General features: G+C 59.2%; 18 protein-coding genes, 2 tRNA genes and 2 rRNA genes. 10 read left to right on the top strand and 12 right to left on the bottom strand.

The annotated features are described in order from the left end of the window. Positions 1-4: 4 nt before the first annotated feature. The 6 genes from U5A08_RS03295 to aptA all read right to left on the bottom strand — a co-directional run bounded on the left by U5A08_RS03295 (position 5) and on the right by aptA (position 8,447). Positions 5-2,895, bottom strand: a 23S ribosomal RNA gene (locus U5A08_RS03295). A 247-nt stretch (positions 2,896-3,142) separates the two neighbouring features. Next, a tRNA-Ala gene (locus tag U5A08_RS03290) sits at positions 3,143-3,218 on the bottom strand. A 27-nt stretch (positions 3,219-3,245) separates the two neighbouring features. Next, positions 3,246-3,322, bottom strand: a tRNA-Ile gene (locus tag U5A08_RS03285). 82 nt (positions 3,323-3,404) lie between these two features. Next, positions 3,405-4,941: ribosomal RNA gene (locus U5A08_RS03280) — 16S ribosomal RNA — on the bottom strand. Together the 16S and 23S rRNA genes with 2 tRNA genes alongside form the textbook arrangement of a ribosomal RNA operon. 623 nt (positions 4,942-5,564) lie before the next feature. Continuing rightward, complete coding sequence (locus tag U5A08_RS03275) at positions 5,565-7,058, bottom strand: CoA-acylating methylmalonate-semialdehyde dehydrogenase (protein WP_321850246.1); 1,494 nt, start codon at positions 7,056-7,058, stop codon at positions 5,565-5,567. Between the two features lie 39 nt (positions 7,059-7,097). After that, on the bottom strand, positions 7,098-8,447 hold the full coding sequence (gene aptA / locus U5A08_RS03270; RefSeq protein WP_253393231.1) for an omega-aminotransferase AptA: 1,350 nt from the start codon (positions 8,445-8,447) through the stop codon (positions 7,098-7,100). A gap of 125 nt (positions 8,448-8,572) precedes the next feature. Here aptA and U5A08_RS03265 point away from each other — a divergent pair, with 125 nt between their 5' ends. The 6 genes from U5A08_RS03265 (at position 8,573) to U5A08_RS03240 (ending at position 14,588) form a co-directional block, all read left to right on the top strand. Then, positions 8,573-9,493: a LysR family transcriptional regulator gene (locus U5A08_RS03265; protein ID WP_247402090.1), complete on the top strand. Its 921-nt coding sequence runs from the start codon at positions 8,573-8,575 to the stop codon at positions 9,491-9,493. Between the two features lie 88 nt (positions 9,494-9,581). After that, entirely contained in the window at positions 9,582-10,973 is a 1,392-nt protein-coding gene (locus U5A08_RS03260; RefSeq protein WP_253393230.1) for a uracil-xanthine permease family protein, read from the top strand. A gap of 87 nt (positions 10,974-11,060) precedes the next feature. Next, positions 11,061-11,720: a TetR/AcrR family transcriptional regulator gene (locus U5A08_RS03255; protein WP_253393229.1), complete on the top strand. Its 660-nt coding sequence runs from the start codon at positions 11,061-11,063 to the stop codon at positions 11,718-11,720. A 12-nt stretch (positions 11,721-11,732) separates the two neighbouring features. Beyond that, a complete protein-coding gene (locus tag U5A08_RS03250) occupies positions 11,733-12,314 on the top strand; it encodes an IMPACT family protein (protein ID WP_321850242.1) in 582 nt (193 codons plus the stop codon). A gap of 56 nt (positions 12,315-12,370) precedes the next feature. After that, positions 12,371-13,057, top strand: a complete 687-nt coding sequence (locus U5A08_RS03245) for an SDR family oxidoreductase (RefSeq protein WP_247402083.1) — start codon at positions 12,371-12,373, stop codon at positions 13,055-13,057. Between the two features lie 172 nt (positions 13,058-13,229). Then, positions 13,230-14,588: an 8-oxoguanine deaminase gene (locus U5A08_RS03240; protein WP_253393227.1), complete on the top strand. Its 1,359-nt coding sequence runs from the start codon at positions 13,230-13,232 to the stop codon at positions 14,586-14,588. An 89-nt stretch (positions 14,589-14,677) separates the two neighbouring features. On the opposite strand, the gene U5A08_RS03235 is transcribed toward U5A08_RS03240, so the two are convergent. Next, positions 14,678-15,766 (bottom strand): calcium:cation antiporter, encoded by a 1,089-nt coding sequence (locus U5A08_RS03235; RefSeq protein WP_321850240.1) that lies wholly within the window; start codon positions 15,764-15,766, stop codon positions 14,678-14,680. Between the two features lie 192 nt (positions 15,767-15,958). Here U5A08_RS03235 and U5A08_RS03230 point away from each other — a divergent pair, with 192 nt between their 5' ends. Further along, positions 15,959-16,912: an adenosine deaminase gene (locus U5A08_RS03230; protein ID WP_321850238.1), complete on the top strand. Its 954-nt coding sequence runs from the start codon at positions 15,959-15,961 to the stop codon at positions 16,910-16,912. Between the two features lie 64 nt (positions 16,913-16,976). Here U5A08_RS03230 and U5A08_RS03225 read toward each other — a convergent pair whose 3' ends face one another. The 3 genes from U5A08_RS03225 to U5A08_RS03215 form a co-directional block, all read right to left on the bottom strand. After that, a complete protein-coding gene (locus U5A08_RS03225) occupies positions 16,977-18,347 on the bottom strand; it encodes an MFS transporter (protein ID WP_321850237.1) in 1,371 nt (456 codons plus the stop codon). A 106-nt stretch (positions 18,348-18,453) separates the two neighbouring features. Continuing rightward, complete coding sequence (locus U5A08_RS03220) at positions 18,454-19,149, bottom strand: ArsR/SmtB family transcription factor (protein ID WP_321850235.1); 696 nt, start codon at positions 19,147-19,149, stop codon at positions 18,454-18,456. 137 nt (positions 19,150-19,286) lie between these two features. Next, complete coding sequence (locus U5A08_RS03215; protein WP_247402553.1) at positions 19,287-20,213, bottom strand: transcription regulator VimR; 927 nt, start codon at positions 20,211-20,213, stop codon at positions 19,287-19,289. 118 nt (positions 20,214-20,331) lie between these two features. On the opposite strand from U5A08_RS03215, the gene U5A08_RS03210 reads away from it, so the two are divergent. The 3 genes from U5A08_RS03210 (at position 20,332) to U5A08_RS03200 (ending at position 21,992) form a co-directional block, all read left to right on the top strand. Continuing rightward, on the top strand, positions 20,332-20,625 hold the full coding sequence (locus U5A08_RS03210; RefSeq protein WP_321850234.1) for a putative quinol monooxygenase: 294 nt from the start codon (positions 20,332-20,334) through the stop codon (positions 20,623-20,625). A gap of 25 nt (positions 20,626-20,650) precedes the next feature. Further along, the gene (locus tag U5A08_RS03205) at positions 20,651-21,664 is read left to right on the top strand and encodes a zinc-binding alcohol dehydrogenase family protein (protein WP_247402559.1); all 1,014 of its coding nucleotides are present in this window, start codon (positions 20,651-20,653) and stop codon (positions 21,662-21,664) included. Positions 21,665-21,809: 145 nt separating this feature from the next. Further along, complete coding sequence (locus tag U5A08_RS03200) at positions 21,810-21,992, top strand: hypothetical protein (RefSeq protein ID WP_253393220.1); 183 nt, start codon at positions 21,810-21,812, stop codon at positions 21,990-21,992. Positions 21,993-22,004: 12 nt separating this feature from the next. Here U5A08_RS03200 and U5A08_RS03195 read toward each other — a convergent pair whose 3' ends face one another. Both U5A08_RS03195 and U5A08_RS03190 read right to left on the bottom strand, forming a co-directional pair. Continuing rightward, entirely contained in the window at positions 22,005-23,198 is a 1,194-nt protein-coding gene (locus U5A08_RS03195) for a multidrug effflux MFS transporter (RefSeq protein WP_321850233.1), read from the bottom strand. Positions 23,199-23,281: 83 nt separating this feature from the next. After that, a complete protein-coding gene (locus tag U5A08_RS03190) occupies positions 23,282-23,473 on the bottom strand; it encodes a heavy-metal-associated domain-containing protein (protein WP_253393218.1) in 192 nt (63 codons plus the stop codon). Positions 23,474-23,545: the final 72 nt, after the last annotated feature.

The following is a 23,545-nucleotide window of genomic DNA, read 5'->3' as shown; positions in this document are numbered from 1 at the left end:
TTATATGGTCAAGCCTCACGGGCAATTAGTATTGGTTAGCTCAACGCCTCACAGCGCTTACACACCCAACCTATCAACGTCGTAGTCTTCGACGGCCCTTCAGGGGACTCAAGGTCCCAGTGAGATCTCATCTTGAGGCTAGTTTCCCGCTTAGATGCTTTCAGCGGTTATCTATTCCGAACATAGCTACCCGGCAATGCCACTGGCGTGACAACCGGAACACCAGAGGTTCGTCCACTCCGGTCCTCTCGTACTAGGAGCAGCCCCTCTCAAATCTCAAACGTCCACGGCAGATAGGGACCGAACTGTCTCACGACGTTCTAAACCCAGCTCGCGTACCACTTTAAATGGCGAACAGCCATACCCTTGGGACCGGCTTCAGCCCCAGGATGTGATGAGCCGACATCGAGGTGCCAAACACCGCCGTCGATATGAACTCTTGGGCGGTATCAGCCTGTTATCCCCGGAGTACCTTTTATCCGTTGAGCGATGGCCCTTCCATACAGAACCACCGGATCACTAAGACCTACTTTCGTACCTGCTCGACGTGTCTGTCTCGCAGTCAAGCGCGCTTTTGCCTTTATACTCTACGACCGATTTCCGACCGGTCTGAGCGCACCTTCGTACTCCTCCGTTACTCTTTAGGAGGAGACCGCCCCAGTCAAACTACCCACCATACACTGTCCTCGATCCGGATAACGGACCTGAGTTAGAACCTCAAAGTTGCCAGGGTGGTATTTCAAGGTTGGCTCCACGCGAACTGGCGTCCACGCTTCAAAGCCTCCCACCTATCCTACACAAGCAAATTCAAAGTCCAGTGCAAAGCTATAGTAAAGGTTCACGGGGTCTTTCCGTCTAGCCGCGGATACACTGCATCTTCACAGCGATTTCAATTTCACTGAGTCTCGGGTGGAGACAGCGCCGCCATCGTTACGCCATTCGTGCAGGTCGGAACTTACCCGACAAGGAATTTCGCTACCTTAGGACCGTTATAGTTACGGCCGCCGTTTACCGGGGCTTCGATCAAGAGCTTCGCGTTAGCTAACCCCATCAATTAACCTTCCGGCACCGGGCAGGCGTCACACCCTATACGTCCACTTTCGTGTTTGCAGAGTGCTGTGTTTTTAATAAACAGTCGCAGCGGCCTGGTATCTTCGACCGGCATGAGCTTACGGAGCAAGTCCTTCACCCTCACCGGCGCACCTTCTCCCGAAGTTACGGTGCCATTTTGCCTAGTTCCTTCACCCGAGTTCTCTCAAGCGCCTTGGTATTCTCTACCCAACCACCTGTGTCGGTTTGGGGTACGGTTCCTGGTTACCTGAAGCTTAGAAGCTTTTCTTGGAAGCATGGCATCAACCACTTCGTCATCTAAAAGATAACTCGTCATCAGCTCTCGGCCTTAGAATCCCGGATTTACCTAAGATTCCAGCCTACCACCTTAAACTTGGACAACCAACGCCAAGCTGGCCTAGCCTTCTCCGTCCCTCCATCGCAATAACCAGAAGTACAGGAATATTAACCTGTTTTCCATCGACTACGCTTTTCAGCCTCGCCTTAGGGACCGACTAACCCTGCGTCGATTAACGTTGCGCAGGAAACCTTGGTCTTTCGGCGTGGGTGTTTTTCACACCCATTATCGTTACTCATGTCAGCATTCGCACTTCTGATACCTCCAGCAAGCTTCTCAACTCACCTTCACAGGCTTACAGAACGCTCCTCTACCGCATCACCTAAGTGATACCCGTAGCTTCGGTGTATGGTTTGAGCCCCGTTACATCTTCCGCGCAGGCCGACTCGACTAGTGAGCTATTACGCTTTCTTTAAAGGGTGGCTGCTTCTAAGCCAACCTCCTAGCTGTCTAAGCCTTCCCACATCGTTTCCCACTTAACCATAACTTTGGGACCTTAGCTGACGGTCTGGGTTGTTTCCCTTTTCACGACGGACGTTAGCACCCGCCGTGTGTCTCCCATGCTCGGCACTTGTAGGTATTCGGAGTTTGCATCGGTTTGGTAAGTCGGGATGACCCCCTAGCCGAAACAGTGCTCTACCCCCTACAGTGATACATGAGGCGCTACCTAAATAGCTTTCGAGGAGAACCAGCTATCTCCGAGCTTGATTAGCCTTTCACTCCGATCCACAGGTCATCCGCTAACTTTTCAACGGTAGTCGGTTCGGTCCTCCAGTTAGTGTTACCCAACCTTCAACCTGCCCATGGATAGATCGCCCGGTTTCGGGTCTATTCCCAGCGACTAGACGCCCTATTAAGACTCGCTTTCGCTACGCCTCCCCTATTCGGTTAAGCTCGCCACTGAAAATAAGTCGCTGACCCATTATACAAAAGGTACGCAGTCACCTAACAAGTAGGCTCCCACTGCTTGTACGCATACGGTTTCAGGATCTATTTCACTCCCCTCTCCGGGGTTCTTTTCGCCTTTCCCTCACGGTACTAGTTCACTATCGGTCAGTCAGTAGTATTTAGCCTTGGAGGATGGTCCCCCCATATTCAGACAAAGTTTCTCGTGCTCCGTCCTACTCGATTTCATGACTAAGAGATTTTCGCGTACAGGGCTATCACCCACTATGGCCGCACTTTCCAGAGCGTTCCGCTAATCTCAAAGCCACTTAAGGGCTAGTCCCCGTTCGCTCGCCACTACTAAGGGAATCTCGGTTGATTTCTTTTCCTCAGGGTACTTAGATGTTTCAGTTCCCCTGGTTCGCCCCTTACACCTATGTATTCAGTGTAAGGTAACCATCTTATGATGGCTGGGTTCCCCCATTCAGACATCTCCGGATCAAAGTCTGTTTGCCGACTCCCCGAAGCTTTTCGCAGGCTACCACGTCTTTCATCGCCTCTGACTGCCAAGGCATCCACCGTATGCGCTTCTTCACTTGACCATATAACCCCAAGCAATCTGGTTATACTGTGAAGACGACATTCGCCGAAAATTCGAATTTCTCAATTAAGAGAACTCACAAATTTTACCTTAGCCTGATCCGTTACCAGTGAAAGTAACGTTCAGTCTATCTTTCTATCACATACCCAAATTTTTAAAGAACGATCTAATCAAAGACTAGAAATCAACATTCACCATCATCACGATGGAATGCTCATTTCTAAGCTTTCAAACTTCAGAAGCAGTAGTGGTGGAGCCAAACGGGATCGAACCGTTGACCTCCTGCGTGCAAGGCAGGCGCTCTCCCAGCTGAGCTATGGCCCCGTATTTCTACAGGTTCCCACACAAAATTGGTGGGTCTGGGCAGATTCGAACTGCCGACCTCACCCTTATCAGGGGTGCGCTCTAACCAACTGAGCTACAGACCCAATTTCGGGCTGCTTCTTATCGTCTTCTTCAATGAATCAAGCAATTCGTGTGGGAACTTATGGAGCAGCTGATGTCGTCGATTAAGGAGGTGATCCAGCCGCAGGTTCCCCTACGGCTACCTTGTTACGACTTCACCCCAGTCATGAATCACACCGTGGTAACCGTCCTCCCGAAGGTTAGACTAGCTACTTCTGGTGCAACCCACTCCCATGGTGTGACGGGCGGTGTGTACAAGGCCCGGGAACGTATTCACCGCGACATTCTGATTCGCGATTACTAGCGATTCCGACTTCACGCAGTCGAGTTGCAGACTGCGATCCGGACTACGATCGGTTTTCTGGGATTAGCTCCACCTCGCGGCTTGGCAACCCTCTGTACCGACCATTGTAGCACGTGTGTAGCCCAGGCCGTAAGGGCCATGATGACTTGACGTCATCCCCACCTTCCTCCGGTTTGTCACCGGCAGTCTCCTTAGAGTGCCCACCATGACGTGCTGGTAACTAAGGACAAGGGTTGCGCTCGTTACGGGACTTAACCCAACATCTCACGACACGAGCTGACGACAGCCATGCAGCACCTGTCTCAATGTTCCCGAAGGCACCAATCTATCTCTAGAAAGTTCATTGGATGTCAAGGCCTGGTAAGGTTCTTCGCGTTGCTTCGAATTAAACCACATGCTCCACCGCTTGTGCGGGCCCCCGTCAATTCATTTGAGTTTTAACCTTGCGGCCGTACTCCCCAGGCGGTCAACTTAATGCGTTAGCTGCGCCACTAAGAGCTCAAGGCTCCCAACGGCTAGTTGACATCGTTTACGGCGTGGACTACCAGGGTATCTAATCCTGTTTGCTCCCCACGCTTTCGCACCTCAGTGTCAGTATCAGTCCAGGTGGTCGCCTTCGCCACTGGTGTTCCTTCCTATATCTACGCATTTCACCGCTACACAGGAAATTCCACCACCCTCTACCATACTCTAGTCAGTCAGTTTTGAATGCAGTTCCCAGGTTGAGCCCGGGGATTTCACATCCAACTTAACTAACCACCTACGCGCGCTTTACGCCCAGTAATTCCGATTAACGCTTGCACCCTCTGTATTACCGCGGCTGCTGGCACAGAGTTAGCCGGTGCTTATTCTGTCGGTAACGTCAAAACAATCACGTATTAGGTAACTGCCCTTCCTCCCAACTTAAAGTGCTTTACAATCCGAAGACCTTCTTCACACACGCGGCATGGCTGGATCAGGCTTTCGCCCATTGTCCAATATTCCCCACTGCTGCCTCCCGTAGGAGTCTGGACCGTGTCTCAGTTCCAGTGTGACTGATCATCCTCTCAGACCAGTTACGGATCGTCGCCTTGGTGAGCCATTACCTCACCAACTAGCTAATCCGACCTAGGCTCATCTGATAGCGCAAGGCCCGAAGGTCCCCTGCTTTCTCCCGTAGGACGTATGCGGTATTAGCGTCCGTTTCCGAACGTTATCCCCCACTACCAGGCAGATTCCTAGGCATTACTCACCCGTCCGCCGCTCTCAAGAGAAGCAAGCTTCTCTCTACCGCTCGACTTGCATGTGTTAGGCCTGCCGCCAGCGTTCAATCTGAGCCATGATCAAACTCTTCAGTTCAAACATCTTTGGGTTTTTAAGAAACCCTAAACTTGGCTCAGCAATCGTTGGTTACATCTTTGATTTCTCGCGGAGTAACTTGTGATGCTGATAATCTTGTTGACTATCAGTCTGACTCCACAAGCACCCACACGAATTGCTTGATTCAGTTGTTAAAGAGCGGTTGGTTAAGATCTTTCGTCTCAACCGAGGCGCGCATTCTACAGCAGCCTCATTTGCTGTCAAGTGATTATTTTAAGAAGTTTTCAAAGTTTCCTTTGTAACTTCAACCACTTGCGCTTCCGATCTCTCGTTAGCGGGAGGCGAATTCTACAGCGTTACACGCTGCTGTCAACACCTCTTTTTCTCCGCTTTCGACCGAGAAGATCGAAACGTTAATAGAGCCAAACAACCCTGCTCTACCAACTCCCTCCAGGCTTCGATGAACTGAAGCGGGCCGCTGTCGAATCTTGCGTAACTCTTTGTTTACCAAGGAGTTTTCCGTTTCGACTGCGCCGGAAGTGGGGCGAATTATAGACGTCCAGGATTTGCCGTCAACACCTTTCTTCACAATTCTGTCATATAGGTCAAAAAGGCCCCAGAAACGCGAAAGCCGGCCCCAAAGGGCCGGCTTTCAACACGTCTTACAAGCTAGGGAAGGCAAACTGTGACGCTTCATGACTGGCCCGTTGCGGCCAGCGCTGGGTAATTGCCTTGCGCCGGGTATAGAAGCGCACCCCATCCGGCCCATAAGCATGCAAGTCACCAAACAACGAGCGCTTCCAGCCACCAAAGCTGTGGTAGGCCACTGGCACCGGCAGTGGAACGTTCACGCCGACCATGCCCACTTCAATCTCGTCACAGAACAGACGCGCCGCTTCACCGTCACGGGTGAAGATGCACGTGCCGTTGCCGTACTCGTGATCGTTGATCAACTGCATCGCCGCTTCCAGGCTATTGACCCGCACCACGCACAGCACCGGCCCGAATATCTCTTCTTTATAGATACGCATCTGCGGCGTCACGCGATCAAACAAACTGCCGCCAAGGAAGAAACCCTGCTCATGCCCGGCAACGCTCAAGCCGCGGCCATCGACCACCAGCTCAGCCCCCGCAGCCACGCCGTCTTCTATATAGCCACTGACCTTATCCCGCGCCTGGCCAGTGACCAGTGGCCCCATATCCAGACCGCACGACGTGCCCGCACCAATCTTCAGCGCCTTGATCTGCGGCACCAACTTGGCGATCAATGCATCCGCGACCTGGTCACCCACGCAGACAGCTACCGAGATCGCCATGCAACGCTCACCACAAGAACCATACGCCGCGCCCATCAAGGCACTGACCGCGTTATCCAGGTCCGCATCCGGCATCAGCACCGCATGGTTCTTCGCACCGCCCAGCGCTTGCACGCGTTTGCCGCGTTTGGTCGCTTCGGCGTAGATGTACTCGGCAATCGGCGTAGAACCCACAAAGCTCAAGGCCTTGACCTCCGGTGCTTCGATCAGCGCATCCACCGCACCTTTGTCGCCATGCACCACGCTCAGCACGCCCTTAGGCAGACCGGCCTCCTGCAGCAATTGCGCGATCAACAGCGTCGAACTCGGATCACGCTCCGACGGTTTGAGGATAAAGCAGTTGCCGCAGACGATCGCCAGCGGGTACATCCACAACGGCACCATCGCCGGGAAGTTGAACGGGGTAATCCCGGCAACCACGCCCAATGGCTGAAAATCCGACCAGGCATCGATGTTCGGCCCCACATTGCGGCTGTACTCGCCCTTGAGAATTTCCGGCGCCGAGCACGCGTATTCCACGTTCTCGATCCCACGCTTCAACTCCCCTGCCGCGTCTTCCAGGGTCTTGCCGTGCTCCTCGCTGATCAACTGCGAGATACGCGCTTCGTTCTGCTCCAGCAACTGCTTGAAACGGTACATCACCTGGGCACGCCTGGCCGCCGGCGTATTACGCCAGGCCGGGAACGCCGCCTTGGCCGAGTCGATCGCGCTTTGGATGGTTTCGCGACTGGCCAGCGGCACCTGGTGAATCACTTGGCCGGTGGACGGGTTGTACACGTCGGCAGTGCGACCGGACTCGCTGACCAACTGGCCGTTGATCAAATGCTGGATAAGGCTCATGCAGGGCTCCTGAAAAGTTGTTCTATATAGAAGGAGAAATCAGTCGATCTTGTTCAGCACTTCGCCGACCGCATCGAACAAGCGATCCAGGTCCTGCGGCTTGCTGTTGAAGGTCGGCCCGAACTGCAGGGTGTCGCCGCCAAAACGCACGTAGAAGCCGGCTTTCCACAAGGCCATGCCGGCCTCGAATGGACGCACGATGGCATCACCGTCACGCGGGGCAATCTGGATCGCGCCGGCCAGGCCGTAATTGCGGATATCGATCACGTTCTTGCTGCCCTTCACACCGTGCAGCGCATTCTCAAAGTGCGGCGCGACTTCGGCTACGCTCTGCACCAGGTTTTCCTTCTGCAGCAGGTCCAATGCCGCCAGCCCGGCCGCGCAAGCGACCGGATGCGCCGAGTAGGTGTAGCCGTGGGGAAATTCCACCGCGTACTCAGGCGTCGGCTGGTTCATGAACGTCTGATAGATCTCGCTGCTGGCAATCACCGCGCCCATCGGGATCGCGCCGTTGGTGACTTGCTTGGCGATGCACATCAGATCCGGGGTCACGCCGAAACTGTCGGCACCGAACATCGAGCCGGTACGACCGAAACCGGTGATCACTTCGTCGAACACCAACAGGATGTTGTGCTGGTCGCAAATCTCACGCAGACGCTTGAGGTAGCCCTGCGGCGGCACCAGCACGCCAGCGGAGCCAGCCATCGGCTCAACAAACACGGCGGCGATGTTCGACGCGTCGTGCAACTCGATCAACTTGAGCAGCTCATCGGCCAACGCAATACCGCCCTGCTCCGGCATGCCGCGCGAGAATGCATTGCTCGCCAGCAAGGTGTGAGGCAGATGGTCAACGTCCATCATCGCCTGACCAAACATCTTACGGTTGCCGTTGACGCCGCCCAGGCTGGTACCGGCGATGTTCACCCCGTGATAGCCACGGGCACGGCCAATCATCTTGGTCTTGGTGGCCTGACCTTTTAGGCGCCAGTACGCACGCACCATCTTCACCGCCGTATCGGCGCACTCGGAGCCGGAGTCAGTGAAGAACACATGGTTGAGGTTGCCAGGGGTCAGGTCGGTGATTTTTTCCGCCAGTTGAAACGACAACGGATGACCGTATTGGAAGGCCGGCGAGTAGTCCAAGGTACCCAGTTGCTTGGCGACCGCTTCCTGGATTTCCTTGCGGGTGTGCCCGGCGCCGCACGTCCACAAGCCCGACAACGAATCGTAGATCTTGCGGCCCTTGTCATCAGTCAACCAACTGCCTTCGGCGGCCACGATCAGGCGCGGGTCACGCTGGAAGTTACGGTTGGCGGTGTAAGGCATCCAGTGAGCGTCCAACTTCAGTTGGCTGGCCAGGGACGAAGGGGCGTTTTCGGGCATGTTCATCAGCAAAACCTCGCAAGGCAAAAGGCAGCGTCGGGATTGAAAAGCGTTCTTGCAGCTAAATTGCCATGGGGATAAAGTCGGTGAAATCCAACTTTTCTAACCTTCAGTCAGGTCTTCACTAAACTATGAGCATCCGTCGACCCGATCCGCTGGCCCAAGTCAGCGACTTCGATATTCGCCTGCTGCGCATCTTTCGCAGTGTGGTGGAGTGTGGCGGCTTCTCGGCGGCGGAAACCGTGCTCGGCATCGGGCGCTCGGCCATCAGTCAACAGATGAGCGATCTGGAACAACGCCTGGGATTACGCCTGTGCCAGCGCGGGCGTGCCGGATTCTCCCTGACCGAAGAAGGCCGCGAGGTCTATCAGTCGGCGCTGCAACTATTGAGTGCCCTGGAAAGCTTTCGCACCGAGGTCAACGGCCTGCACCAGCATTTGCGCGGCGAACTGACCATCGGCCTCACCGACAACCTCGTCACCCTGCCCCATATGCGCATCACCCACGCCCTGGCGCAGTTGAAGGAACGCGGCCCGGACGTGCAGATCCAGATCCGCATGATTGCCCCCAATGAAGTGGAACAGGGCGTGCTCGACGGCCGCCTGCATGTCGGCGTGGTGCCCCAGGCCAGCGCGCTGTCCGGCCTTGAATACCAGGCGCTGTACAGCGAACGCTCGCTGCTCTACTGCGCCGTCGGCCATCCGCTGTTCTACGCCGACGACAAGCAGTTGGACGATATACGGATCGACAGCCAGGATGCGATCGCCCCCACCTTTCGCCTGCCCGCCGAGATCCAGGCCCACTACCAGGCACTCAACTGCACCGCCAGCGCTTCGGACCGCGAAGGCATGGCGTTCCTGATCCTCACCGGCCGCTACATCGGCTACCTGCCCGATCACTACGCCAGCCTGTGGGTGCAACAAGGCCGACTACGCGCGCTGAAACCTACTACACGTTTTTACGATTTGAGCCTGGCATCGGTCACGCGCAAGGGGCGCCGCCCTCATTTGGTGCTGGAAAGTTTCCTCGAGAGCCTCGCGGCAACCCGCTAACTCGGGCCTTGCGCAAAAAGCTGAGCAAGTGGACAGCTTTTTGCAAGAGCACAAGGACCTAGAACCGTCCGACTCGAGTTTGCCCGCCATGCCACCAGAAACTTCCAGCCCCAGCGACCTGATCTACGGCCTCAACGACCGCCCAAAACCCCTGCCCGCCCTACTGGCCGCCCTGCAACACGTATTGGCCGCCTTCGTCGGCATCATCACGCCGCCATTGATCATCGGCTCCACCCTGGGCCTGGCGGCTCACCTGCCCTACCTGATCAGCATGGCGCTGATGGTCTCCGGTGTCGGCACGTTCATCCAGGCGCGTAGGCCGTTTGGCATCGGCGCCGGCATGATCTGCCTACAAGGCACCAGCTTTGCGTTTCTCGGCGCCGTCCTGTCGGCGGGCTTCCTGGTGAAGCAACGCGGCGGCAGCCCGGAAGACATCCTGGCGATGATCTTCGGCGTGTGCTTTTTCGGCGCCGCCGTACAAATCGTCCTGAGCCGGTTTATCGGGCAACTGCGCCGGGTGATCACGCCGCTGGTCACCGGGATCGTGATTACCCTGATCGGCATCAGCCTGATCAAAGTGGGTATCACCGACCTCGGCGGTGGTTTTAATGCCCCCGACTTCGGCGCGCCCCTCAACCTGGCATTGGGCCTGTTCGTGGTGTTGACGATCATCTTGCTCAACCGCTCGAACACACCCTGGGTACGCCTCTCGGCGATCATCATCGGCCTGGCCCTCGGCAGCCTCGCGGCCTGGTTCAGCGGAAAACTGGTGCCCCACGCCCTGCCCGACCTGCCGTTGATCAGCCTGCCGATGCCGTTTCGTTATGGTTTCAACTTCGACTGGAGCGCTTTCCTACCGATCGCGCTGATATATCTGATCAGCAGCATCGAAACCGTGGGTGACCTCACCGCCAACTGCATGATTGCCCGCCAGCCCATCAGCGGCCCTTCTTATATAAGCCGACTCAAGGGCGGCGTACTCGGCGACGGGGTGAGCTGCATGATCGCCGCGACCTTCAGCGCGTTCCCCAACACCACGTTCGCCCAGAACAATGGCGTGATCCAACTCACTGGCGTGGCCAGCCGTTATGTCGGCCTGTACATCGGCGTGGTGCTGTTTTGCCTCGGTTTGTTTCCGTCGATCGGCGCGGTGCTGCAGCAAATCCCCAAGCCGGTACTGGGCGGCGCGACCCTGGTGATGTTCGGCAGCGTGGCAGCCGCCGGCGTGCGTATTCTCGCCCAGGCGCCGCTGGACCGACGCAGCATGCTGATCATCGCCACCTCGTTTGGCGTCGGCCTGGGCATTGCCGCCCAACCGAACCTGCTGCACTTGATGCCGACGCTGGTACAAAACCTGTTCGACTCGGCCATCACCAGCGGCGGGCTGACCGCCATCGCGTTGTGCCTGTTACTGCCGGAAGCCAAAGCGAGCGCCGCCGCAAACGGCGCGCCGCAAAGCGATACGCTGGAACCGCTTTAATGGTTTTATTGCTTCAGGACTTGTCTGGGGCTTGAGGGTGGGTTATCTGTGCATACGTCGTCTCTATCGATCAGCACGGAAACCTCCATGAGCCTCGAAGTTCCTGCCCACAGCACCCACGCCGGGAAGCCCGCCAGCCGTATTCGGCAAAAGAACGAGCAAGCGATTCTTCAAGCGGCTGAAGACGAGTTCGCACGTCACGGCTACAAGGGCACCAGCATGAACACCATTGCTGCCAGCGCCGGGCTGCCCAAGGCCAACCTGCATTACTACTTCACCAACAAGCTGGGCCTGTACATCGCGGTGCTCAGCAATATCCTCGAACTGTGGGACAGCACCTTCAACGCGCTGACCGCCGAGGACGACCCGGCCGTGGCCCTCACCCGCTACATCCGCACCAAAATGGAATTTTCCCGACGACAGCCCCAGGCCTCGCGGATCTTCGCCATGGAGATCATCAGCGGCGGCGAATGCCTCACCGAATACTTCGGGCAGGACTACCGCGCCTGGTTCAGTGGCCGGGCGGCGGTGTTCCAGGCCTGGATCGACGCCGGCAAGATGGACCCCGTCGACCCCGTCCACCTGATCTTCCTGCTGTGGGGCAGCACCCAGCACTATGCCGACTTCGCCACCCAGATCTGCCGCGTCACCGGGCGCACCAAGCTGACCAAACAAGATATGGAAGACGCCGGCACCAACCTGATCCACATCATTCTCAAAGGCTGTGGCATCAAGCCTGCCCTCTAGACGACGCCTCTTATGCCTTTCACGCTCATCGGCTTTTGCGAATTTCGCGAAGAAATACGCAAAAGCCGCTTTATCACCCTCGCCGCACCGATCACCAGCGCGCAAGAAGCGCAGGCGTTCATCGAGCAGCACAGTGACCTGAACGCCACGCACAACTGCTGGGCCTGGAAGCTCGCCGACCAGTACCGCAGCAACGACGACGGCGAACCTGGCGGCACCGCCGGGCGACCGATCCTCGCCGCCATCGAGGCCCAGGGCTTCGATCAGGTGGTGGTGCTGGTGATTCGCTGGTACGGCGGCATCCAACTGGGCACGGGCGGGCTGGCGCGGGCGTATGGCGGCGGCGCGAATAAATGCCTGCAAATGGCCGAGCGCATTGAGCTGATCAGCCGCGTGCCGTTGAGCTGTGCCTGCGGGTTTTCCGAGCTGAACCTGGTCAAGTTGCGCGTCGCCGAACTCGGCGGGCTGGTGGTGGAGGAACACTTCACCGCCAACGGCGTGGAGCTGCAACTGGCCCTGGGCGAAGCACACATCGACACCCTGCAAAACCAACTTGCCGACCTGAGCCGGGGGCGTATCCTGCTGCAACGTTGAAACTGCTACTGTTGTTCGCTGAACTCCCTGAACCGCGACGCTAAAGGAAGCTCTTCATGTCTACGCCAAAAACCGCACTGATCATCGGCGCCTCACGCGGGCTGGGCCTTGGCCTGGTCAAGCAATTGCTCAAGGACGGCTGGGACGTGACCGCCACCGTGCGTGACCCGAACAAGGCCGACGCCCTGAAAGCCGTGGGCCCGGTACAGATCGAGAAACTCGACATGGACGATCAGCAAGCCGTGATCGCCCTCAGCCAGCGCCTCAAAGACCGCACGCTCGACCTGCTGTTCGTCAACGCCGGCGTCAAGGGCCCGGCGAACCAGGAGCCAGGCCACGCCACTCTGGCAGAGGTCGGCCAGTTGTTCTTCACCAACGCCGTAGCGCCGATCAACCTGGCCCAGCGCTTTGTCGGGCAGATCCGCAAGGACTCCGGCGTGCTGGCGTTCATGAGTTCAGTCCTGGGTAGCGTGACCATCCCCGACGGCTCCGACCTGGCGCTCTATAAAGCGAGCAAAGCGGCCCTCAACTCGATGACCAACAGCTTTATCACCCAGCTCGGCGAGCAAAAAATGACCGTGCTGTCGCTGCATCCAGGTTGGGTCAAGACCGACATGGGCGGCGAAAACGCGCTCATCGATGTCGAGACCAGCGTGCGCGGCCTGCTCGATCAGGTGAATGCCTACACCGGCAAAGGCGGCCACCACTTTGTGGACTACCGGGGCCATACCATTCCCTGGTAAGCCGCCATCAAAGGTGGGAACACGCTTCTCGAGAGCAGCGCGTTCCTACCGGTAGACCGGATCTGGAACTACACGTAATCTAGCCACCTCGCCCCCACCGGCGACCCTGGATCAGCAGACAGGGCAACACTGAGCTGGCAAACCTGAACCCATCATTCAGAGGAGCCGGCCCATGCCTGCGACCCGTATCTGGTTAAAAAACCCCCTCGCGATTTTCACTGCCAATGGCCTCGATGCCCGTGGTGGCCTGGTGCTGCAAGACGGTGTGATCAGCGAACTGCTGGGCATCGGGCAAGCGCCTGCACTGCCCTGTACACAGGTGTTCGACGCCCGCGAACATGTGGTCCTGCCGGGCCTGATCAACACCCATCATCACTTCTACCAGACCCTGACTCGCGCCTGGGCGCCGGTGGTCAATCAACCGTTGTTCCCCTGGTTGAAAACCCTGTACCCGGTGTGGGCGCGGCTGACCCCAGAAAAACTCGCCCTGGCCAGCAAAGTCGCGCTGGCGGAATTGCTGCTCTCAGGCTGCACCACGGCGGCAGACCACCACTACCTGTTCCCGGACGGCCTGGAACATGCCATCGACGTGCAAGTCGACGCGGTGCGCGAACTGGGCATGCGCGCCATGCTCACTCGCGGGTCCATGAGCCTGGGCGAAGCCGACGGCGGCTTGCCGCCGCAACAAACCGTGCAACAGGGCGCGGTGATTCTGGACGATAGCCAACGCCTGATCCGCCAGTACCACGAACGCGGCGACGGCGCGCAAATCCAGATCGCCCTGGCGCCCTGCTCGCCGTTTTCCGTCACCCCGCAAATCATGCAAGCCAGCGCCGAACTGGCCGAGAGCCTCGACGTGCGCCTACACACGCACTTGGCGGAAACCCTCGACGAGGAAGACTTCTGCCTACAACGCTTTGGCCTGCGCACCGTGGATTACCTCGACAGCGTCGGCTGGCTCGGCCCGCGCACCTGGCTGGCCCATGGCATTCACTTCAACCCGGATGAAATCGCCCGCCTGGGCGCCGCCGGCACCGGGATCTGCCATTGCCCAAGCTCGAACATGCGCCTGGCCTCCGGCATCTGCCCGACCCTGGACCTGCTCGCCGCCGGGGCCCCGATCGGCCTGGGCGTGGACGGCTCGGCGTCCAACGATGCGTCGAACATGATCCTCGAAGCCCGTCAGGCCCTGTACATCCAGCGCCTGCGTTATGGCGCGGAAAAAATCACCCCGCAAGGCGTGCTGGGCTGGGCGACCAAAGGTTCGGCGCAGTTGCTTGGCCGTTCGGATATCGGTGAGTTAGCCGTAGGAAAGCAGGCCGATCTGGCGCTGTTCAAACTGGACGAACTGCGCTTCTCCGGCAGTCACGATCCGATTTCGGCGCTGCTGTTGTGCGGCGCCGACCGGGCGGACCGGGTGATGATCGGCGGGAAGTGGCGGGTGATCGACGGCCAGGTTGAAGGCCTGGACCTCAAAGGCTTGATTGCCGATCACAGCCAGGCCGCCCGTAACCTGATCAATCCCTTGTAGGAGCGAGCTCGCTCGCGAAAAACGTCAACGATAACGCGGGCGTTCTGGTTCACGCGGCGCTCTCCGATTGTTCGCGAGCAAGCTCACGCCTACACCCCCAACAGCGACAACATGATAAAGGTCGCAAACAGCACAAAGTGGGTCATCCCTTCGATGGCGTTGGTTTCGCCATCGTTGAGGTTGATCGCACTGACGATCAGCGTGATCAACACCATCACGCTTTGCACCGGGCTCATTGCCATCTGGAACGGCTGGCCGGTGTAGAGCGCCATCGCTTCCATCACCGGTACGGTCAGGATCACCGTCGACAACGATGCGCCCAGTGCGATATTCACCACCGACTGCATGCGGTTGGCCAGGGCGGCGCGCAAGGCGGTCAGAATCTCCGGCGCCGCCGAGATGGCCGCGACCACAATCGCCGTCACCACCGGCGGTGCGCCCGTGCCTTCCAGGCCCAGGTCGAGTGTCTTGGACATCACCTCCGCCAGCGCCCCAATCACAATCACCCCGAACACCAGCGTACCGATGGAAAGTGCCAGGTTCACCGGCGGCGCCTGTTCTTCCGGCAACGTCTTGCGGCGTTTATCCGGGTAGCTGTAGCTGAAGAAATAACTGTGCGGGCCCACCTGCATGCGCAGGAACAGGGTGTAGAGCACCACCATCGCGCCGATGGTGAAGGCCGAGTAAATCTTCCAGTCCGCTTCGGGGATGAATTCCGGCACCACCATCGACACGCTCATGGCGGTGAGGATCATTACGCTGTAGGTCCGCGCCGAATCATCATTGTAGGACTGTTCACCATGCTTGATGCCGCCCATCAGCGCGGCCAGGCCGAGGATGCCGTTGATATCGAGCATGACCGCCGAGTAGATGGTGTCGCGCACCAGCGTCGGTGACGGTTCGTGACTCATCATGATCGCCAGGATCACCACTTCCACCAGCACGGCGGCCAGGGTCAAGATCATGGTGCCGTAGGGGTCGCCAACCTTTTCCGCGAGTTGCTCGGCATGGTGGGCGACGCGCATCGAGGCGACCACGATAAAGCCGATCAGCGCCATGCCGGCCAGCAGCGCGACCATTTGCCCGTTATGGAGCATCCAGTGCTCCAGCGGGTATGCGGCGATGGCGGCAATCAGCGCCAGCAGCATGAATTTTTCTTGCTTGAGGAGTGTGAGCATTGCGGGCCTTTTGTGCGGCAAATCAGTCGTGGATGGGGTACAGACTGCACCACACCGCTAACGTTTCGTTACATTTTAGTTCGCAGCGCCCTTGCGCGAATAGAACCAATACTCTCCTCCTGGTCAGGTTTTGCCGATTATTTCAGTCATCGCCTGTAGAATGCCGCCATTGCACCTGATGAGATTTTAGACATGTACGATTGGCTCAACGCCCTGCCCAAGGCTGAACTGCACCTGCACCTGGAAGGCTCGCTGGAGCCTGAGCTGCTGTTCGCCCTGGCCGAGCGCAACAAAATTGCGCTGCCCTGGAACGACGTCGACACCCTGCGCAAGGCCTACGCCTTCAACAACCTGCAAGAGTTTCTCGACCTGTATTACCAGGGCGCCGATGTGCTGCGCACCTCCCAGGACTTCTACGACCTGACCTGGGCCTACCTGCTGCGTTGCAAAGCGCAGAACGTGATCCACACCGAGCCTTTCTTCGACCCGCAAACCCACACCGACCGTGGCGTGCCGTTCGAAGTGGTGCTCAACGGCATCGCCGCCGCGCTCAAAGATGGCGAGCAGCAACTGGGCATCACCAGCGGTTTGATCCTCAGCTTCCTGCGCCACTTGAGCGAAGCCGAAGCCGAGAAAACCCTCGACCAGGCGCTGCCGTTCCGTGACGCGTTTGTGGCCGTGGGCCTGGACAGTTCGGAAATGGGCCACCCGCCGAGCAAGTTCCAGCGCGTGTTCGACCGTGCCCGCCACGAAGGCTTCCTCACCGTGGCCCACGCTGGCGAAGAAGGCCCGCCCGAGTACATCTGGGAAGCCATCGACCTGTTGAAAATCCAGCGTATCGACCATGGCGTGCGCGCCATCGAAGACGAGCGCCTGATGCAACGGATCATCGACGAACAGATCCCGCTGACCGTGTGCCCGCTGTCCAACACCAAGTTGCGCGTGTTCGACGACATGGCCCAGCACAACATCCTCGACATGCTCGAGCGTGGGGTGAAGGTGACAGTGAACTCGGACGATCCGGCGTACTTCGGCGGTTATGTCACCGAGAACTTCTATGCGCTGTACACCGCCCTGGGCATGACCCAGGACCAGGCCAAACGCCTGGCGCAAAACAGCCTGGATGCGCGGCTGGTGAAGCCATAACGGAATAAACACCGACCAACCATGTGGGAGCAGGCCCGCTCCCACATGTGTTGTGTATTACCGGTTAAATTTCGCTCAACTCTTCCAGCGTCTTCCCCTTCGTCTCCATCCCAAACAACCACACCACCAACGCCGCTACCGCAAAGCACAGCGCGCCGAGGGCAAACACCCCGCCCTGCCCGGTGATCGGGAACACCAGCCCGGTCACCAGCGGCCCGAGCAACGACCCGACCCGCCCGATCGCCGATGCAAACCCGGACCCCGTCGCCCGCGCCGAGGTGGGGTACAACTCCGGCGTGTAGGTGTACAGCACCGCCCACATGCCAAACAGAAAGAACTGCATCAACAGCCCCGACGTGATCAGCAGGCCAACATTGCCGCCGAACACTGCGCTTTGCCCATACAGAAACGCCATCACCCCACCGCCGAGCAACGTCACGACGCACACCGGCTTGCGCCCCCAACGCTCCACCAGCCAGGCCGCCATCAGGAAGCCGGGAATCCCGCCCAGGGAAATGATCACCGTGTAATACACCGACTGGGTCACCGCAAACCCCGACTGCTGCAACAACGCACTCAACCACGATGTCAGCCCGTAGAACCCGAGCAAGGCGAAGAACCACACACTCCAGATCATCATCGTGCGCTGGCGATACTGCGCCGACCATAACTGCTGGAACGCCGAGAAGAAGTTCCCCGGCACACTCTCCACCCGCGGCAGGCGAATGGGCTCCGGTAACTCGGCGCGGCCCAGGGAGTCCCGCACTTTCTGCTCGATCCCCAGCAACACCCTATCTGCTGCCGCGTGTCGCCCGGCCTGCTCCAGCCAGCGCGGCGACTCCGGGATAAAAAACCGAATCGCCAACACAAACACCGCCGGCACCGCCAGCACCAGGAAGATGTCGCGCCAGCCAATCACCGGCAGCAAAAAGTACGACAGAACCCCCGCGGCCACAAAACCCAACGGCCAGAAGCCATCCATCAACGCGATATAGCGCCCGCGCTTCTTGGCCGGAATCAGCTCCGAGAGCATCGACTGCGCGATGGGAAACTCCATGCCCATGCCAATCCCGAGCAGGATGCGAAACAGCGTCAGCGTCTCCACCGTCTGCGCCGTGGAACATAAGTAGCTGGCGATCCCCCACAACACGATGCTCCACTGGAACACCGGCTTGCGCCCGAAGCGATCCGCGAGCATCCCGGACAACGACGCGCCCACCACCATGCCGAAAAAACTCGAACTGGCCAGCAAGCCCGCCTGGGCAGTGCTCAGACCGAACTCGGTTTTGATCGAGCCGAGCAGGAAGGTCATCATTGCCAGATCCATGGAGTCGAAGAAAAACGCCAGGGCAATGATGATAAAAATGACTCGGTGGTAACCGCTGATGGGCAACCGTTCCAGCCGTTCTGCTGCGCTATAGCCGTGCGTACCCATGCCCCATCCCCCGTGTGAAAAATCCCTATTGGGAGTGTGGGGCATCGTTTTTCCGGGTTATTGCTGGGGGCGACCTGATCGCAACTCTGAACGACGCCATCCGGCATCAGAGCGCGTCGGGCCCGGCCAACCGCGTGATTTCCGCGAGCCCGACGCCACTGACCAGCAAGGCGCGGGACTCGTTGATCGCACTGATCCAGTTCGACTGCAAAAACAGTTGCAACAGCCCGGCCCCCAACGCGCCGCCCAGATGCGGTTGTTGCTGGCTCCAATCGAAACAGTCGCACACCAGCGGTAACGCCAGCGCCTGGGTAAAGATGCCCAGGCCGGCCAGGTGCTGCGCGCCTTTGACCGTGACTTGGGTGCGGTGCTCGCAGCGCTCGATCCAACCAGCCGCGATCATCCGCTGATACAGCTGCGCCGCCAGCTCGCCACCCAGGTGGCCATGGCATAACCGCGCATGACGCAGCAGCGCCGGGGCCGCTAGCGTCATCGGTGAAGCCTGCGGTGTGCTGCGCGCGGCACTGGCCATGGTGGTGCTGGCCAACGCATCGATCGCGGTGCTGACATCAGCCGCCGCCACACGAAACAGGCGCTTGCCGCGACGGGCCTCGACGCGCAGCAAACCACCCCCGGTAAGCCGCGCCAGATGCGCATTCGCCGAGGCCGGCGACAGCCCGACGAGCGTCGCCAGTTCGTGCGAAGACTTGGCCGAGCCGTCCATCAACGCCCAGAGCATAGCGGTGCGTTTTGGCTCGGCGAGCAAGCTGGCAATCTGACTGATGCAAGGTACCTGTTCCATCGGTTCACTCCTTGTTAGATCATTTGTCTGCTGTGGTTGGCGCCAAAGTATAGGTGCGCGAGCAGCCAGTTCCCCGGCGTCTGACAGCGCGGATAGGGACAGGATCTGAGTGAAATTTCCTGCTTTCGTGGAGGCTATTACCCACTGGTGAATTGTTCCGACCATTGCGCGGTCAATGTCGCACAGCGGGACACGAGCATTTCCCGCAGCAGATTGATGGGCTTACTCAACTGCGCACGATGGGCGCATAACAGGTTGAGCGGCGTACGTTCGCCGCGCAGCTCAGGCAGAATCACGCGTAAGCGCCCGGCGAGGACATCGCTGCTCACATCCAACCAGGACTTGTAGGCGATGCCCACGCCTGCCACCGCCCATCGCCGTACAACGTCAGCATCGTCACTGAAGCGGTCGCCGCCGACAGTCAGGCTGACTTCGCGTTTGCCGTCATGAAACGTCCAGTGGTCATGCACGCGACTGCCGAGCATATACAGCAGGCAATTGTGCTGCGCGAGTTGCTCCAGATGCCGCGGTTCGCCGTGGCGTGCGAGATAGCTGGGCGCCGCGCACAGCACGCGCACGTTATCCGGCGCGACAGGCAGCGCGACCAGGCTGGAATCTTCCGGTTCGCCATAGCGCAGGGCGATATCCACCGGCTGGCGGAACAGGTCGGCAATGCGGTCACCCAGCAACAGGCGCACGGTCAGTTGCGGGTATTCACGCTGGAACTCGTCAAGCCAGGGCAACAGCTGGTTGCGGCCAAAATCCGAGGGCGCCGACAGTTGCAACACGCCGCTGACACGGTCCTGGGCACTGGCCAATAAGCGTCGCCCCTCATCCAGAGAACTTAGCGCAGCGCGCGCATATTCGAGAAAGCCTTCACCTTCAGCGGTGAGGCGCAGGCTGCGGGTAGAGCGTGCCAGCAAGCGCGTGCCGAGTTGCTGTTCGATGCGCTTCAACGCCGCGCTGGCCACCGCCGGCGACAGGTCCATGACCCGCGCTGCGGCCGACAAACTACCCAGGTCCGCCGCGCGCACGAACAACTGCAAATCATCAAAGCGCAGCATCCAATCCCACCCATTATCAATATATTGTTGAAACAGCCTGCTGTTTTAGCCGCTTTTATCTGCACGGGAAATAGCCAATCATCTGCCCATCCCATATATCCCGCCTCAGGAGTTGAATATGTCCTCTGCCTTTAACGTCATCGCCACGCTGGTCGCCAAACCTGGCCAACAAGACATCCTCGAGCCTCTGCTGCGCGGCCTGCTGGAACCGACCCGCCAGGAAGCCGGTTGCGAGCAGTACGACCTGCACCAGGACCTGCAACATCCCGAGACGTTCTACATGCTCGAACGCTGGCGCGACGACGCCGCCCTGGCCGACCACGACCAGAGCGCACACATCCAGCGTTTCCGCACCAAGGCCGCCGACGTGCTGGCGCACTTCGAACTCAAGCGCCTGAAGTTTCTTGCCTGATCACCGCCCTTTTTCCGGAGCCCCCATGAAAGCCATTGCCTACTACGCCTCACTGCCGATCAACGATCCAAAATCCCTGCAAGACATCGAGTTGCCGGAACCGATCGCCGGCCCGCGCGACCTGCTGGTGGAAGTCAAAGCCATCTCGGTCAACCCGGTGGACACCAAGGTCCGTCAGAACGTCGCCCCGGAAAACGGCGCCGCCAAGGTGCTCGGCTGGGACGTGGCCGGTGTGGTCAAGGCCGTCGGCAGTGAAGTGACGCTGTTCAAGGCCGGTGACAAGGTGTTCTACGCCGGCTCCCTGGTACGTCCCGGCGGCAATAGCGAACGGCACACCGTGGACGAGCGCATCGTCGGCCATATGCCCAAGAGCCTGGGTTTTGCCGAAGCGGCCGCCTTGCCGCTGACCGCCATCACCGCCTGGGAACTGTTGTTCGAACGCCTGCAAGTGCGCGAGGGTCAAGCGGATGAAGGCCAGAGCCTGCTGATCGTCGGCGCCGCCGGCGGCGTGGGTTCGATCCTGACCCAACTGGCCAGCCGGCTCACCGCATTGAAGGTCATCGGCACCGCATCGCGCCCGGAGACCCAGGCCTGGGCCAAGGCCCTCGGCGCCGACCTGGTGATCGACCATCGCCAGCCGCTGAGCGAAGCCCTGAAACACGCCGGTGTGGCCCACGTGACCCACGTCGCCAGCCTGACCCAGACCGACCAGCATTTGGATCAACTGGTCGAAGCCCTGCAGCCCCAGGGCAAGCTGGCGCTGATCGACGATCCCAAGGCCCTGGACGTGAGCAAACTCAAGCGCAAGAGCCTGTCGCTGCACTGGGAGTTCATGTACACCCGTTCGATGTTCGAGACGCCGGACATGATCGAACAACACAACCTGCTCAATCGCGTGGCCGAACTGATCGATGCCGGCACCCTGAAAACCACGCTGGGCGAACACTTCGGGGTGATCAACGCCGAGAACCTGCGCCGCGCACATACGCTGCTGGAAAGCGGCAAGGCCAAGGGCAAGATCGTGCTGGAAGGGTTCTGAAAAAGGTCTGTCAGTGTCGTCCGTCATTCGTGTGAGTGATGGACGTGGCCACTAGTCAGAGAATTGACCTTTGTCATATTTGTGAGCGTATTCGGGTTTATATTGGCGGCCTTTGCCACGATTTTTTTACGTGAGGAAGTCAGCAATGAAGATCCTGATAAAAGCGTTAGCAAAATCCCCGGGCAACAAATGGCAGGTCCGTCTCGACGGCGACGCCATCACCTTCCGCAGTGAGGCCGAGGCCCGCGCCTTCGCCGAGACGCTGCAAGCGCGCATCCAGGCGCCCCACCGGTTCCCACTCGGCCAGCAACGTTCCGCCGCTGGCTGACCGACACTTTTTTCAGACCTGCGCCTGTAGGGCTCGTGCCCGTTGCAGGCGCTGGGTCGACATCGCAATCGTCACCGCCAAGACCCCGCACAAGCTGATGACCATGGCCATCGGCATCGCCGTGCCGTCGTGCAACACGCCCACCAACGAAGCCGCTCCCGCCGCCACGCCGAACTGAATGCAGCCGAGCATTGCCGAGGCGCTACCGGCCCGTGCGCCCTGCCCGCTCATGGCGCAAGCCGAGGTGTTGGGCAAAATGCAGCCCAGGCTGGCGATGCAGATAAACAGCGGCACCAGCAACGGCCACAACGCATCGGTGCGCAAGGCCGCAACGCCGAGCAGCGCCAACGCCGCCAGCATGTAGAGCCACACCGTGCGCGACAGCAAGAACGCCGGCCCGCGCTTGGCGAGCATGCGCGCATTGACTTGGGCCATGAGGATAAAGCCGGCGGCGTTGGAGCCGAATACCCAGCCGTAATGCTCGGCGGGCACGCCATAGAGTTTGATGAATACGAACGGAGAACCGGCGATGTAGGCAAACATCCCGGCAATCGAAATGCCCCCGGTCAGGGCGTAACCGAGATAGACCCGGTCCGACAACAGGTCGATATAGCGGCGCAGCGACCCGGACAACGGTTGCCGTGGCTGATGGGCCGGAAAGGTTTCCGGCAGGCCGACCGCCACCGCGATCGCGGCCATCACGCTGAACACCGTCAGGGCCAGGAAGATCGACTGCCAGCCCCACACACCGACCATCAACCCGCCCGCCAATGGCGCGAGGATCGGCGCCAGGCCGGTCACCAGCATCAGTTGCGAATACACCTTGGCCGAGGTCACCACATCACACTTGTCGCTGACCACCGCGCGGGAAATCACCATACCCGCGCAACCGCCGAGGGCCTGCACGAAGCGTGCGCCGATCAGCCATTCCAGGGACGGCGCATAGGCGCAGGCGAAGGAGGCCAGCGTAAACAACGTGACCCCGCTGAGCAGCGGCACACGGCGACCAAAGCGATCCGCCAGCGGACCGTAGATCAATTGACCGATGGCCAGCCCGCCGAAATACACCGCCAACGTCAGCTGGATATGTTTTTCATCGGTGGCAAACGCCGTGGCCATCGCCGGGAAGCCCGGCAGGTAAAAGTCGATCGCCAGCGGCGCGAAGGCGCTCAAGGCGCCCAAAATCAGGAGTATGCGCAGGTTCATCAGGCACCCAAGTGTGTCGGCAGCCCGACAGTCTAGCCGCGCTTGGGTGCGTTGAACATTACGATAGCTCGCTAACTATTAAATCAGGCGACGATGTAGCCTTCTTCGCGGATCAAGCCGGCGATCACGTCGCGGCTCAACTGGCTCTGCACGCTGACTTGCTTTGCCGCCAGGTCCACTTTCACTTCGGCTGCCGGGTCCTGATTCTGCACCGCCTGGGTCACCGCCCGGACGCAATGGCCACAGGTCATTCCTTTAACATCGAATACTTGCATGACATGACTCCTTGAATGAGGGTGGACGCAGTCTCGACCTTGCCACGATGGCAAGGTCAAGCGGCAAAAATA

Origin of the sequence: Pseudomonas paraveronii (assembly GCF_963681955.1) — a bacterium.
Classification (GTDB): domain Bacteria; phylum Pseudomonadota; class Gammaproteobacteria; order Pseudomonadales; family Pseudomonadaceae; genus Aquipseudomonas; species Aquipseudomonas paraveronii.
The sequence above is the reverse complement of the archived record's forward strand: the minus strand, read 5'-3'. Positions and strand labels throughout refer to the sequence as shown.

Coding starts and splice junctions, on each gene's coding strand:
- U5A08_RS03275 (WP_321850246.1), bottom strand. CDS start 7,058: ATGAGCCTTATCCAGCATTTGATCAACGGCCAGTTGGTCAGCGAGTCC.
- aptA (WP_253393231.1), bottom strand. CDS start 8,447: ATGAACATGCCCGAAAACGCCCCTTCGTCCCTGGCCAGCCAACTGAAG.
- U5A08_RS03265 (WP_247402090.1), top strand. CDS start 8,573: ATGAGCATCCGTCGACCCGATCCGCTGGCCCAAGTCAGCGACTTCGAT.
- U5A08_RS03260 (WP_253393230.1), top strand. CDS start 9,582: ATGCCACCAGAAACTTCCAGCCCCAGCGACCTGATCTACGGCCTCAAC.
- U5A08_RS03255 (WP_253393229.1), top strand. CDS start 11,061: ATGAGCCTCGAAGTTCCTGCCCACAGCACCCACGCCGGGAAGCCCGCC.
- U5A08_RS03250 (WP_321850242.1), top strand. CDS start 11,733: ATGCCTTTCACGCTCATCGGCTTTTGCGAATTTCGCGAAGAAATACGC.
- U5A08_RS03245 (WP_247402083.1), top strand. CDS start 12,371: ATGTCTACGCCAAAAACCGCACTGATCATCGGCGCCTCACGCGGGCTG.
- U5A08_RS03240 (WP_253393227.1), top strand. CDS start 13,230: ATGCCTGCGACCCGTATCTGGTTAAAAAACCCCCTCGCGATTTTCACT.
- U5A08_RS03235 (WP_321850240.1), bottom strand. CDS start 15,766: ATGCTCACACTCCTCAAGCAAGAAAAATTCATGCTGCTGGCGCTGATT.
- U5A08_RS03230 (WP_321850238.1), top strand. CDS start 15,959: ATGTACGATTGGCTCAACGCCCTGCCCAAGGCTGAACTGCACCTGCAC.
- U5A08_RS03225 (WP_321850237.1), bottom strand. CDS start 18,347: ATGGGTACGCACGGCTATAGCGCAGCAGAACGGCTGGAACGGTTGCCC.
- U5A08_RS03220 (WP_321850235.1), bottom strand. CDS start 19,149: ATGGAACAGGTACCTTGCATCAGTCAGATTGCCAGCTTGCTCGCCGAG.
- U5A08_RS03215 (WP_247402553.1), bottom strand. CDS start 20,213: ATGCTGCGCTTTGATGATTTGCAGTTGTTCGTGCGCGCGGCGGACCTG.
- U5A08_RS03210 (WP_321850234.1), top strand. CDS start 20,332: ATGTCCTCTGCCTTTAACGTCATCGCCACGCTGGTCGCCAAACCTGGC.
- U5A08_RS03205 (WP_247402559.1), top strand. CDS start 20,651: ATGAAAGCCATTGCCTACTACGCCTCACTGCCGATCAACGATCCAAAA.
- U5A08_RS03200 (WP_253393220.1), top strand. CDS start 21,810: ATGAAGATCCTGATAAAAGCGTTAGCAAAATCCCCGGGCAACAAATGG.
- U5A08_RS03195 (WP_321850233.1), bottom strand. CDS start 23,198: ATGAACCTGCGCATACTCCTGATTTTGGGCGCCTTGAGCGCCTTCGCG.
- U5A08_RS03190 (WP_253393218.1), bottom strand. CDS start 23,473: ATGCAAGTATTCGATGTTAAAGGAATGACCTGTGGCCATTGCGTCCGG.